The organism is Falsiphaeobacter marinintestinus (assembly GCF_007923355.1).
Lineage (GTDB): Bacteria > Pseudomonadota > Alphaproteobacteria > Rhodobacterales > Rhodobacteraceae > Phaeobacter_A > Phaeobacter_A marinintestinus.
The window spans coordinates 394,284-406,601 of record NZ_VOGO01000003.1; the positions used below are offsets into that span (position 1 = coordinate 394,284).

Sequence of the window (12,318 nt, forward strand, 5' to 3'; positions counted from 1 at the left end):
CAATGCAACCCTCTGAAAAGGTTACATGATACGGTAATTCGGGCTTTCCCGGGTGATCTGTACATCATGCACGTGGCTTTCCTTCAGTCCGGCCCCGGTGATCTTGACGAACTGACAGTTCTTGCGCATCTCTTCGACGCTGGCACAGCCGGTATACCCCATCGCCGCGCGCAACCCGCCAACCAGTTGATGGACGACCGCAGCCGCAGAGCCTTTGTAAGGCACCTGACCTTCGATGCCTTCGGGCACCAGCTTGTCGCTGGCCGCATCTTTCTGAAAATACCGATCTGCCGAGCCACGCGCCATCGCGCCCAGAGACCCCATGCCACGATAACTTTTAAAGCTACGGCCTTGATACAGAATGACTTCTCCGGGGCTTTCATCGGTTCCGGCAATCAGCGACCCGACCATGGCGCAGGACGCCCCGGCGGCGATGGCCTTGGCGAAATCGCCCGAGAATTTGATACCGCCATCCGCGATGACCGGCACGTCACCTGCCGCTGCGGCGCAATCCATGACAGCTGTCAGCTGCGGCACGCCAACGCCGGCAACCATGCGCGTGGTGCAGATCGAGCCCGGCCCGATCCCCACCTTGATCGCGTCGGCCCCGGCATCGATCAGCGCACGGGTGGCCTCTCCGGTGGCGACGTTGCCTGCGATGATCTGAACCTCGTTGGACAGTTTCTTGGCCCGGCTGACGGCCTCGATCACACCTTGCGAATGCCCGTGTGCGGTGTCGATCACCACCACGTCAGCCCCGGCATCGATCAGCGCTTCGGTGCGTTCAAACCCGGAATCTCCAACCGAGGTCGCGGCCGCGACCCGCAGACGGCCAAGGCTGTCCTTACAGGCCGTGGGGTTTAGAACCGCCTCTTCCGTGTCCTTCAGGGTCAGCAGGCCGGTCAGCTTTCCCTCGCCATCAACCACCAGAAGCTTTTCGATCCGGCGCGCCTTCATCAGGCTGCGGGCCTCTTCCAGATCGGCAGGCTCGCGCAGCATGGCAAGGTTATCCGAGGTCATCATCGTGTGGACCGGGGTCTTGTCATCGGTGGCAAACCGCATATCGCGGTTGGTGACGATCCCCACCACCCTGCCCGCGCCATCCACGACCGGGAACCCGGTCACGCGATAGCGTTCCTGCAGGACTTTGGCATCAGCCAGCGTCTGATCGGCAGTGAGGGTAATGGGGTTATAGACGATGCCACTGACAAAGCGTTTGACACGGCGCACCTGGCGGGCCTGTTCCAGCACATCAAGGTTTTTGTGGATCACGCCCATACCACCGGCCTGCGCCATGGCAATCGCCATGCGGGCTTCGGTCACTGTGTCCATCGCCGACGACAACAGCGGGATGTTCAGCGCGATCTGGCGGGTGACCCGCGTCCGGGTATCGGCCGTCGACGGCAGCACGGAAGACGCGCCTGGAACCAAGAGTACATCGTCAAAGGTGAGAGCCTCACGAATCTGCATCACATAATCCTCATGCGTGACCTCGTTTGGCGGTTCCCTATGTCACGGATCGGGATCGGGCGAAAGGGGCGTTGCGCCCGAGGCGCCGGGTCTTTTGTCTGAAGGTGGGCACGCGGGCTGCACCGGGCGGAATTTGGGTATTTTCAGACAAGAAAGAAGCACAAGGGTCGGTCGATTGCGATCTGGCGGGGTGCATTCGGGTGAAAATGCCGTAAGCAGAACGGAAATTGCCGCTGGCGGTCTTTCGCTTTATGGGCAATTCCATATCTTCCCGGTTCAGCGCAACAGAAAGACCTGTCATGACAACCGATCCTCTTGTGGTTTTTACCCCCTCTGGCAAACGCGGGCGGTTTCCTGTCGGCACACCGGTTCTGACGGCTGCCCGGCAGTTGGGCGTCGATCTTGATTCGGTCTGCGGTGGGCGCGGGATCTGTTCGAAATGCCAGATCACACCGTCGTATGGCGAGTTTCCCAAGCATGGGGTGAGCGTTTCGGACGACGCGCTGAGCGACTGGAATGCGGTTGAGCAGCGGTATGACGACAAACGCGGGTTGAAACCCGGGCGCCGGTTGGGCTGTCAGGCGGCCATTCAGGGCGACGTGGTGATCGACGTGCCCCCCGAAAGCCAGGTGCACCGGCAGGTCGTGCGCAAGGCCGCCACGGCGCGGGCCCTCAGCATGGATCCAGCAACACGGCTGTATTTCGTCGAGGTGGAAGAGCCGGACATGCACTCGCCCACCGGCGATCTGGAGCGGCTTCAGCGTGCGTTGAAGACCCAGTGGGATGTTGAAAACGTCACTGCCGATCTGTCGCTGTTGTCCAAGCTGCAGCCGGCCCTGCGCAAGGGTGGCTGGACCGTCACCGTGGCGCTGCACCGCGATCACACCGGTGCTGCTGCGCGGATCACCGAAATCTGGCCGGGCCTGCACGAGGGCGGGCTGTTCGGGCTGGCCATCGATCTTGGGTCAACCACCATCGCCGCGCATCTGACCGATCTGGAAACCGGCGAAGTCACCGCATCCTCTGGCTTGATGAACCCGCAGATCCGCTTTGGCGAAGACCTGATGAGCCGCGTGTCTTACGTGATGATGAACCCGGGCGGCGACGTCGAGATGACCAATGCCGTGCGCGAGGCGCTGAACGACCTGGCCCTTTCAATCGCGGACGAAGCCGGGATTGACCCGGCCCTGATTGTCGAGACGGTCTTTGTCTGCAACCCGGTGATGCACCACTTGCTGTTGGGCATTGACCCCGTGGAACTGGGTCAGGCCCCGTTTGCGCTGGCGACCTCGGCCAGCCTGTCGCTGGGCGCGCCCGAAATGGGGATCACGGCGATCAACCCCCGCGCCCGGGTCTATATCCTGCCTTGCATTGCCGGCCATGTCGGGGCCGATGCCGCCGCTGTGGCCTTGTCCGAAGAACCCGGCAAATCCGACGATCTGGTGCTGATCGTCGATGTCGGCACCAATGCCGAGCTGTTGTTGGGCAATACCACCCAGGTTCTGGCCTGTTCGTCGCCAACCGGTCCGGCCTTTGAAGGCGCGCAGATCAGTTCGGGTCAGCGCGCGGCCCCCGGTGCCATCGAGCGGATCGAGATTGACCCCGTTACCAAAGAACCGCGCTTTCGGGTGATCGGCAGCGATCTGTGGTCGACCGATGATGGGTTTGACGCCGCCACGGCCACCTCCGGTATCACCGGGATCTGCGGGTCGGGTATCATCGAAGCGGTGGCCGAGATGCGCATGGCCGGGCTGCTGGATCCCAGCGGCCTGATCGGATCGGCGGAACAGACCGGTACCCAGCGTTGCATCCCCGAGGGCCGCACCCATGCCTATCTGCTGCATGATGCCAGCGCCGACGGCGGGCCGCGCATCACCGTCACCCAGGGTGACATCCGCGCCATCCAGCTGGCGAAATCCGCGCTTTATGCGGGCGCGCGGCTGCTGATGGATGAAATGGGCGTCGACACGGTCGACAAAGTGGTTCTGGCGGGCGCTTTCGGGGCGCATATTTCGACCAAGCACGCGATGGTGCTGGGCATGATCCCTGACGCACCGCTGGACCATGTCTCAAGCGCGGGCAATGCTGCTGGCACCGGCGCACGGATCGCGCTGTGCAGCGTCGCCGCACGGGCCGAGATTGAACGTGTCGTGCGCGAGATCACCAAGGTGGAAACCGCCATCGAACCCAAGTTTCAGGAACATTTTGTCGCCGCCAACGCTATTCCGCATGCCAGCGACCCGTTCCCGCACCTGTCAAGCGTTGTGACCTTACCAGCCGTCGCCTTTGGCGCAGGCGGTAGCGGCGGTCAGTCAGGTCGCAAAAGACGCCGTCGCAGTGCCAGTTGACCAAAACGTCGGCAAGGCCCTGCCCTAGGGGAAAAACCCGCTCTCTTTAGCCTATATGCCTAAAGCCCTGGCTGCTACGATGCGGCCAGGCAAGGATAACAAGGAGAGTAACATGTTCAATGGATGGTTTGCGCGACGATTACGCTCCGCAGGAAAACTGGGGGCAGCAGCATTGATCGCTGTCGCGTCAGTTCCTGCGGCAGCGACGGCGGGCAGCAACGACGTTCTGATTTTCATTTTCGGCGGCCAGTCCAACATGGTTGGCACCACGATCGCACGAAAGGTTCCGGATTCCGCGGCTGCGAAGAAAAAGATCTACTACAGCGATACCAAAGGCGGAAACCGGTTCCCCGATGGTCAGGACTCCAAGAACGCCATGAATTTCGGCCCCGAATACGGCTTTATCAAGTCGCTAGAGGCCAATGGCATCAACAATTTCATCATTCAGAAAACCTCGCATGGGGGCACGTCGATCTACCCTCGCACCGAACCCGGGCGGCTGGACTGGTATCCCGACACGCGGGGCGAGCTGTTCGATCAAATGGTGCGCGACTATCAGGCCTTGACGAAACGGATCAAAGCTCAGGGCAAAACACCTGTTTTAAAAGGGATTTTCTGGGCACAAGGTGCTGCGGATGCGCGCAACGTCGACAATTATCACAAAAATCTGCCCTATTTCTTCGACCGGATGCAGCAAAGCCTTGGCCAGAGCACCGACATCTATCTGGCCCAGACCAACTGGCCCGAGCGCGAGCGCCTGAAACGGTTTGAGCCGCAAATGCAGATCGTGCGCGACACCCAACAGAACTATGCCGACACGCACTCCAACGTGTTCATCTTTTCGACCAAAGGCTACACCAAGGTCGATCAGGTGCATTTCGATCCCAAAAGCAGCTTTGACATGGGGACGCGGTTTGCCGCCCTGTATTTCAAGCGCAACGGCATCACCGGCTATACGCTGCCCAAGCCAAGCTCGGCTTTGGTCAACGCCAAGCAATCCGATGAGTTCTATCGCAAGAAAATGGAACGGTCGGAAAACCGAACCGGTGCCAAACGCAAGAAGCCCAATAACAACTAAGCCCGAAAACACTCAGACGGCGGGGAAGCATTCAGCGCCCCGCCGTTTTTCAACGCTCCAGTCCCTGCGCATTCAAACCGGTATGTCTCTCGGGTCCCGCGAACTGGCCCAATCATGTTGGGTGACGCATTGGCGACGCCCCCATAAGGTAGCCCGAGCGGCCACAAAGGCGGCTAAAACGCAATTTACCGAAACATACAACGTGGGTTGCCCGGCAGGCGGCCTAACCAAGTAACGCGCGCATCAAGACGCGAATCGATCCGAAGCGAGAACAAAGCCAGAGGATTCTCCGACCCGCCGTCAGATCACTGGGCTCTGTTCTGATCGATCCCAAGTGATCCGTTTCCTGATCATCGGGGCAGACCACGTCCAAGGCGAGGCACGATTTGGTGTGATCCTTTTTTCAACCGGTTCAGAAGTAACAGACTCCGTGGGGATCCTTCGGTATGCCCACATCAGCCCATCGTTCCGCGGGGTTAACTTTGCTTGACGGTTCGCGCGCTCCAACTGTAGGTTAACTCGTGCGATCTAACCATATGAGGGCTTTGCAAAAAATCGCGGCTTTCAGGCGGGAGGCGGGAGATGCTCTTTTCTACTTTTGGGGCCGCTGTGCGGTCGTTTTATCTGATATGTGCGCTGACTTGTATTCAGATCGTCGCTCCTACAACCGCAGTGGCTCAAACCAACCCGTTTGACGGCGGCTGGGTTTTGCAAAACCAGGGCTCGGCCCTGAATTTCCAATCCGTGAAAAACGGATCGGTGATAGAAATCAGCCGCTTTGCGACGTTCACCGGAGAGATTCAGCCAGATGGGTCCGCCACTGTTCAAGTGATGCTGGAGTCGGTCGATACGAACGTTGACCTGCGCAATGTCCGCATGCGCTTCTTGTTGTTCGAAAGCTTCAAGTTTCCGCAGGCCACGATAACAACCCAGATTGACGCGGCCTTGGTGAGCGATCTTGCCAAGACGCGGCGGCAACAAATTCGGCTACCCTATACGCTTGCCCTACATGGCATCGAAAAGGCTGATGAGGCTGATGTTGTTGTCACGCTTCTGACCGACAACCTGGTATCCGTCGCCACGGCACAACCGATTTCGGTATCGACCGCGGATTTTGATCTGACCGATGGGGTCGAGAAACTGCAGGACGCCGCCGGGGTGACAATTCTTCCTGTCGCAACCGTGACGTTCGACTTTCTCTTCGAACGGCAATCGGCAGTTACCCAGGCACCGGAAACGCCTGCAGCCGCCCCGGCAAAAGTCGCGCTAGAAGCTGAAGGGACGTTTGATGAAGAGGCCTGTATCGGCCGCTTTGACATCCTGTCCCGCTCGGGCAACATCTATTTCAGACCCGGAAGCTCGGCTTTGGATCCGTCCAGCGGGGCATTATTGAACCAGCTCTTCGATGTGGTGTCACGCTGCCCGGGCATGAAGATCGAAGTCAGCGGCCACACGGATTCAGACGGATCATCGGCATCCAACCAAAGACTGTCAGAAGCACGGGCCGGCTCAGTCACAACCTATCTTATCGACAAGGGAATTGACGGCGCGCGCATCGTCACGGTCGGCTTTGGTGAAGCCAGACCGGTGGCCCCGAATGACACGCCAAAGAATAAGTCCAGGAACCGAAGGATAGAATTTGCAGTTGTCGAGTAACGTCAGACACCTATCGCACAGATGGGTGAGTGGCCTTTTGATGTTGGCCGCTTGGCTTGTTCTTGCGGCACCAGCACAGGCCGAGACGCGGCTGGCGCTGGTCATCGGCAACCAGAACTATGGCTCTGTCGCGACTTTGGACAACCCGGTTGCGGATGCGCGGTTGATGGCGCGCACACTTGAGGATCAGGGGTTTGACGTCACACTGCTGATCGACACGAACCGCATTGCCCTTAATCGCGGGATTGCCCAGTTCGGGCGGGCGCTGCGCGGTGCGGGTCAGGATGCCACGGGGCTGTTTTACTATGCCGGGCATGGTGTTCAGTCCTTTGGAACGAACTATCTGTTGCCGACGGATGTCAGCCTGACGGACGCCGCAGATCTTGACCTGATGGCAATTCCGACAGCCTCGGTGTTGCGGCAGATGGCATCAGCCAAGAACCGGCGCAATATTGTCATTCTGGATGCCTGCCGGGACAACCCGTTTGTCGACATCCCCGACATGAACGACAATGGTCTGGCCGAAATGAAGGCGCCGACCGGGACGTTCATTTCCTATTCGACGTCGCCCGGCGCGGTGGCCACCGATGGGACCTTGGGCAACAGCCCGTTCACGCTGGCATTGTCCCGTTTCATCCCGGAACCGGGCTTGCCGATCGAGCTTTTGTTTCGTCAGGTCCGGATCGAGGTTTTGCGCGACACGCAAGGGCTCCAGACGCCATGGGATACGTCTTCGCTGACGGGTGAATTCGTGTTTTCACAGGTCAAATCCTTGTCGCCGGAAGATCAGGTAGAATTGCAATTGTGGGAAACGATCCGGGAAACACGCGACCCAGTGCAGTTGGTGCTTTTCCTGCGCAACTATCGCAACAGCGCATTCGCGCCGCAAGCGCGTGATTTGTTGACCGAAATCCTGTCAGAAGACATCGCCACCCAGCAGCCCGAGACAGCCCAGCCCAAGCAGCCGGTTGCTGATCCGCAGACCGTCACAAACGCCGAGGCGCAATTGGCCCGCGAGCAGGAAGTTCTGTCGATCGCGCAGGATACCGGGCGGGTCGAAGATTACATCGCCTATCTTGAGGCGTTTCCCGATGGCGCATATTCCGACCTTGTCAGGGCCGAAGTCGAAGCACTTTCGCAAGGGAACTCGAAAGATCCGCTGGCAGCAGAAACCGTAGCAAACGATCAGACCGCCTCTGACCAACCTGACGAAGCCGCGATGATTGAACAGGCCGCCAAATCGGGGGAGCTGGACGACTATCAAGCCTATTTGGCAGCCTTTCCAGAAGGTGTGTATGCAGAGTTGGCCAAAGTGGAAATCGCGATGATCCAGGCTCAAGCCGAACCTGCGGCTGTGGCTCAGGTTGCACAGGAGTCTCCGAAATTCCTGACCTTTGTCACCCCGTTGACCTTTTCAGGTCACGAGTTGGATGGTCAGAGCATTGCTGATCTGATCGACAGATCCCCCTTGTTTCCACCATTCGAAGGGCTCTCGGAAGAGCTGTGGAAAGATCAGTCTTGCAGCAACTGCCATAACTGGACGCAGGATCGCTTGTGCGATCAGGCACAGTCCTATAGCGCCGTTGCAACACGTGCCGCGCGTATCGAACACCCCTATGGCGGGATGTTGAAAAAGACCCTCAAAGTCTGGGCCGAGGACGGTTGCAAATAACACCCGCCGCCTGCATGGGCGCGCTCTCGGTTTGATTGTCGAAAAGCGCCGTAAGACGCTATTGGACGACGGCAAACTTGACGACAGCCTGCGTCTTGCGGTTTTCGCTGTCCGTCACCGTCAGCCTGATCTGATGCTTGCCAAGCGGAAGATCCGCGCCATTGGCTTTCAGTTGCGTTCCGATGACAGATCCATGCCCGGCCAACCGGCCCGTGACGTCCGTCCAGATCGGGCCAAGCCGATATTCGATCTTCAGCGACGACATGACGACAGGAATGCCGTCTTTAGGCTGAATCCGGATATCGAAATTCACCGGTGAGCGCAGTTTGAAACCAGATGGAGCAGCCACGCGGATCCCCGGACCATCTGCCCGCACCATCGCAATGGCGCGGTCTTCGGCAAGATCGTCATCCGGTTGCGGGGCGTTCATATAAGCCGTGGTTTCATCGGGTGTCAGCAGCGGAAAGTTCGCGCCTGCCAGTGCCGGCGCGCTGCCAAGTGAGAAAGCCAGTGCCAGCGAAACGAAAACCTTGCCCAGGGCTGAATTCGAAGTCAGTTTCATAGTCTAATCAACCTCCCTAAAATTTTTTATATATCCTTTTGTGATAGGCTTGCACCGATGGTCCGTCAACGTTTCCATGTGTCGGACCAGGGTCTGCAGGCCTTCGGATGTGGGCATCCAGAAACATGTGACATTGCCGGTTTCCCAAGCCTGTGAGCCTACCCGGAAGGCTGGGGGGCGGCAGCCATAACGAACACCCAGACCCCCCTGTAAGGGGGTTCTGAGAGGCCGGATTATAACCTAAAATCAGGTTGGTACCCAAGGCCGGACTCGAACCGGCACGCCCGTTAAGGCGGGGGATTTTGAATCCCCTGCGTCTACCATTCCGCCACTTGGGCACGGTCCTCTGCGTACCCAAACCGCACCGGGAGGTCCAGCGAAAAAGTCATCTTCACGGACAAAGTTCCAGTCACACCTTGGTTTCTCCGGACCATGCTGTGCCGCAACCAAAAGGATGGGCAACCGCAACGCGGCACCAACTCGTTTGGTGCCGAAACGAATTGCGCCCCAAAACCGCCTCCGCAGACCTCTCGTCGCCAACTATATTTACAATCTTAGGTTTAGTATTTCCCGTATAACGGGAATCACCTTAAAGTTGTCGACACGTCACCACTGTCTTGCGAAAGGACCTTTCATGAAAACGCTTCTCTTGGCCGCGGCCGGCATTGCGCTGGCCTGCGGCTTATCCCCCGCCCTTGCCTGGGCCGAATCCAACGACCCTGCTACGGCCCAACAAACCGGTCAACTGCAAAGTGCCAGCTGGATCAACTGTGCCAGTCAGGGCGATCACTGTTACCCGGACGACAGCGTTGATGTTATCACCATGCGGTATGGCGAGGACGAAAATTACACGTACATCATCACTCAGGGATTAAACCGGATTGCTTGCAACAATTTCTGGGGCAACCCGGCCGACGACAAGGACAAGCAATGTGCCTTTACCACCACCAATATCCTGGATGTGGCCCCCTCTGACAGCTTTTCCACGGTCGCAAACGAAGGTGACACGTTCACCCTGCCGGATACCGGGCTAATCTACTGGGTCCGCTATGGTCTTGACGATACATGGATGTACACGCTGATGTCCGGCGATGGTGTATCGCAGATGGCCTGCACCAACGACTATTTCAGTTACAACCCGTTGGATGGTCCTGACAAAGTCTGTCAGTACAGCACGTCCGCCCCATACAGCCTGTCTGACGGCAGCACACTCGTCGAATGCGCCACCGAAGGCCAGAATTGCGATCTTCAGTCCACAGATGTCGTGCTAATGCGATATGGCGCAGATAACACCTATAACTGGCGGTTCCTGCATGCAAATGACCCGGTCTATCCCTGCGATAACGACACCTTCGCCCCCGATCCGGTTCAGGTCTCCAAGCGCTGCTACTGGATGCCCGTGTCACCATCGGCGCTCAGCACAATCGGCTATTGGCACCAGGTTCAATCCTGTCAGAGTGCGGACTGCACGCTTTCCCAAGAGATCACAGTCGGCACCAGCCGCACAAATACCTGGTCCACGTCCGCAACCTGGAGCGCGACCGTCACCCTATCGATTGAGGACAGTTTCAGCGTGCTCGGCACCGGAGAAAAGGTCGGCGAATCGGTTGCAAGTACGTTTGCAGCGTCAGAAGCGTTTCAAAGCACTGTGTCGATTACGAAAACCGAATCCAGAACAGTCACATGCAGCCCCGAAGGCGTCCAATTCAGCCTGATTATGTATCAGTTCAGTACCGGGACACAGGAAAACTGCCTGCAAAACGTGAATTGCACAGGTGCAACCGCAACCACCGATTACGCCTGTATCCCGGATTCGCCCACCGGTTACCAAGGCCCACAATGTGTGCCTGGCTTCTGCACCCCCGGCGATACTCTGTGTCAGCTACCTTGCGCTGATTGACATCTGACATTGGCTGGCGCCCACCTCGGGCGCCAGCCCGCATGTCTGTTGCACTTGACGCCCCCCCACAGGAGTGGTTTGACCCGAACCACCCCAACGGCCAGCGCGATGGACTGACGTGATGCTGAAACGCACTTATGAAAAAACGCTGGCCATGGCCGAAAGCCCAAATGCGATGTGGGCGCTGGCCTTTGTCGCTTTCATCGAAAGCTCGGTCTTTCCGATTCCCCCCGATGTCTTGATGATTCCGATGATCATCGCCCGCCCCCACAAGGCCTGGGCCATCGCTGGCGTTGCCCTGGTTGCGTCGGTTCTGGGCGGACTGCTGGGCTATGCCATCGGTGCCTTCGCCTATGAGAGCATCGGTCAGCCGATCCTCGCCGCCATGGGCAAGGCCCACGCGATGGAAGCGTTCAACCAGAAGTTCAATGACTATGGGTTCTGGGCGGTGCTGACCGCAGGCGTCACCCCCTTCCCCTACAAGGTGATCACCATCATGTCGGGCTGGACGGCCATGCCGCTGGGCACCTTCATTATGACGTCGATCCTGGCGCGGGCCCTGCGGTTCTTCGTTGTCGCGGGCTTGCTCTATTTCTTCGGCGCTCCCATTCGTGACTTCATCGAAAAGCGTCTGGGCCTTATGTTTACCCTGTTCGTCGTTCTGTTGGTTGGCGGCTTTATCGCGGTGAAATATCTCTGATGCGTAGATTTCTGATTATTCTGGCCGCTGGCGGCTCGGCTGCGATGCTTCTGGGCGCCTTCGGGTTTCAGTATCTGGGCGATATGGCCCCCTGCAAGATGTGCCTCTGGCAACGCTGGCCCCATGCGGCCGCCGTTGTGATCGGCCTCGTCGCCCTTGCCCTGCCCGGTGCCGCCCTGCCCCTGCTCGGCGCGCTCGCCGCCCTTACAACCGCCGGCATCGGCATCTATCACACCGGAGTCGAACGCGACTGGTGGGAAGGTCCGACATCCTGCACCGCAGGCGATGTCAGCAACCTCACCCCCGAACAGCTGCTCGAACAGATCATGGCCGCCCCGCTGGTGCGCTGTGACGACGTCCCGTGGGAGATGCTCGGCCTCAGCATGGCCAGCTGGAACGCGGTTGTGTCCATCGGCCTCGCGATCCTCTGGATCGCCGCATCCCGCTATCGCCGGTAAATGCAAGCCGTCCCAGGGCTCTGACGACAAAACAAGGCAGTCCCTGACAGCACATCGAAACACGCAGACGTCACACTATTATTTCTCTGGCACTGGTAATCGCGGTGATGCGTACATAGGTAGGGAATGCAAAGCATCTTCCTACGACCCTCTGTTTCCTAACGGCCTCAGTTGATCATACGTCGACACTGAGCCAAGCCGTCACATTATGTGGAAGGCAAAAAATCTAGGAGACATCACGATGGCCAATGGCACCGTGAAATGGTTCAACACTCAAAAAGGTTTCGGTTTTATTGCCCCCGAGCATGGATCAAAGGACATTTTTGTTCATATTTCCGCCCTGGAGCGCGCCGGCATTCAACAGCTTGACGATGGACAAGCTGTGACCTTCGACCTTGAAAGCGGTCGTGACGGTCGTGAAAGCGCGAGCAATATCGCTCTGGCTTAAAAGCCCGCATCCAATTGAACACCAAG

10 protein-coding genes and 1 tRNA gene are annotated in these 12,318 nt (G+C 58.5%); 8 read left to right on the plus strand and 3 right to left on the minus strand.

Going from position 1 to position 12,318, the window contains the following annotated elements; all coding sequences use genetic code 11:
- Positions 1–21: 21 nt before the first annotated feature.
- On the minus strand, positions 22–1,470 hold the full coding sequence (guaB, locus tag FOY56_RS09105) for an IMP dehydrogenase (RefSeq protein WP_146345523.1): 1,449 nt from the start codon (positions 1,468–1,470) through the stop codon (positions 22–24).
- A 299-nt stretch (positions 1,471–1,769) separates the two neighbouring features.
- Here guaB and FOY56_RS09110 point away from each other — a divergent pair, with 299 nt between their 5' ends.
- From FOY56_RS09110 to FOY56_RS09125, 4 genes are all read left to right on the plus strand, one after another.
- Positions 1,770–3,818: an ASKHA domain-containing protein gene (locus FOY56_RS09110; RefSeq protein WP_146345524.1), complete on the plus strand. Its 2,049-nt coding sequence runs from the start codon at positions 1,770–1,772 to the stop codon at positions 3,816–3,818.
- 112 nt (positions 3,819–3,930) lie between these two features.
- On the plus strand, positions 3,931–4,896 hold the full coding sequence (locus FOY56_RS09115; protein ID WP_186766291.1) for a sialate O-acetylesterase: 966 nt from the start codon (positions 3,931–3,933) through the stop codon (positions 4,894–4,896).
- A 582-nt stretch (positions 4,897–5,478) separates the two neighbouring features.
- Positions 5,479–6,552: an OmpA family protein gene (locus FOY56_RS09120; protein ID WP_146345526.1), complete on the plus strand. Its 1,074-nt coding sequence runs from the start codon at positions 5,479–5,481 to the stop codon at positions 6,550–6,552.
- Positions 6,553–6,592: 40 nt separating this feature from the next.
- Positions 6,593–8,224, plus strand: coding sequence for a caspase family protein (locus FOY56_RS09125; protein WP_146345527.1), 1,632 nt, complete (start codon positions 6,593–6,595; stop codon positions 8,222–8,224).
- Positions 8,225–8,282: 58 nt separating this feature from the next.
- On the opposite strand, the gene FOY56_RS09130 is transcribed toward FOY56_RS09125, so the two are convergent.
- Together FOY56_RS09130 and FOY56_RS09135 are read right to left on the minus strand one after the other, a co-directional pair.
- Positions 8,283–8,786 (minus strand): hypothetical protein, encoded by a 504-nt coding sequence (locus FOY56_RS09130; RefSeq protein ID WP_146345528.1) that lies wholly within the window; start codon positions 8,784–8,786, stop codon positions 8,283–8,285.
- A gap of 252 nt (positions 8,787–9,038) precedes the next feature.
- Positions 9,039–9,124, minus strand: a tRNA-Leu gene (locus tag FOY56_RS09135).
- 296 nt (positions 9,125–9,420) lie between these two features.
- Here FOY56_RS09135 and FOY56_RS09140 point away from each other — a divergent pair.
- The 4 genes from FOY56_RS09140 to FOY56_RS09155 all read left to right on the plus strand — a co-directional run bounded on the left by FOY56_RS09140 (position 9,421) and on the right by FOY56_RS09155 (position 12,292).
- Positions 9,421–10,686 (plus strand): hypothetical protein, encoded by a 1,266-nt coding sequence (locus FOY56_RS09140; protein ID WP_146345529.1) that lies wholly within the window; start codon positions 9,421–9,423, stop codon positions 10,684–10,686.
- 121 nt (positions 10,687–10,807) lie between these two features.
- Entirely contained in the window at positions 10,808–11,386 is a 579-nt protein-coding gene (locus tag FOY56_RS09145) for a YqaA family protein (RefSeq protein ID WP_146345530.1), read from the plus strand.
- The gene (locus tag FOY56_RS09150; RefSeq protein ID WP_146345531.1) at positions 11,386–11,844 is read left to right on the plus strand and encodes a disulfide bond formation protein B; all 459 of its coding nucleotides are present in this window, start codon (positions 11,386–11,388) and stop codon (positions 11,842–11,844) included. Before FOY56_RS09145 ends, FOY56_RS09150 begins: the two co-directional genes overlap by 1 nt.
- 241 nt (positions 11,845–12,085) lie before the next feature.
- Positions 12,086–12,292, plus strand: a complete 207-nt coding sequence (locus tag FOY56_RS09155; RefSeq protein ID WP_146345532.1) for a cold-shock protein — start codon at positions 12,086–12,088, stop codon at positions 12,290–12,292.
- Positions 12,293–12,318 lie beyond the last annotated feature (26 nt).

Bases quoted from the DNA above. Each gene is read 5' to 3' on its own strand.
- guaB (WP_146345523.1), bottom strand. From the start codon at position 1,470: ATGCAGATTCGTGAGGCTCTCACCTTTGACGATGTACTCTTGGTTCCA.
- FOY56_RS09130 (WP_146345528.1), bottom strand. From the start codon at position 8,786: ATGAAACTGACTTCGAATTCAGCCCTGGGCAAGGTTTTCGTTTCGCTG.
- FOY56_RS09120 (WP_146345526.1), top strand. From the start codon at position 5,479: ATGCTCTTTTCTACTTTTGGGGCCGCTGTGCGGTCGTTTTATCTGATA.
- FOY56_RS09125 (WP_146345527.1), top strand. From the start codon at position 6,593: ATGTTGGCCGCTTGGCTTGTTCTTGCGGCACCAGCACAGGCCGAGACG.
- FOY56_RS09145 (WP_146345530.1), top strand. From the start codon at position 10,808: ATGCTGAAACGCACTTATGAAAAAACGCTGGCCATGGCCGAAAGCCCA.
- FOY56_RS09155 (WP_146345532.1), top strand. From the start codon at position 12,086: ATGGCCAATGGCACCGTGAAATGGTTCAACACTCAAAAAGGTTTCGGT.
- FOY56_RS09110 (WP_146345524.1), top strand. From the start codon at position 1,770: ATGACAACCGATCCTCTTGTGGTTTTTACCCCCTCTGGCAAACGCGGG.
- FOY56_RS09115 (WP_186766291.1), top strand. From the start codon at position 3,931: ATGTTCAATGGATGGTTTGCGCGACGATTACGCTCCGCAGGAAAACTG.
- FOY56_RS09140 (WP_146345529.1), top strand. From the start codon at position 9,421: ATGAAAACGCTTCTCTTGGCCGCGGCCGGCATTGCGCTGGCCTGCGGC.
- FOY56_RS09150 (WP_146345531.1), top strand. From the start codon at position 11,386: ATGCGTAGATTTCTGATTATTCTGGCCGCTGGCGGCTCGGCTGCGATG.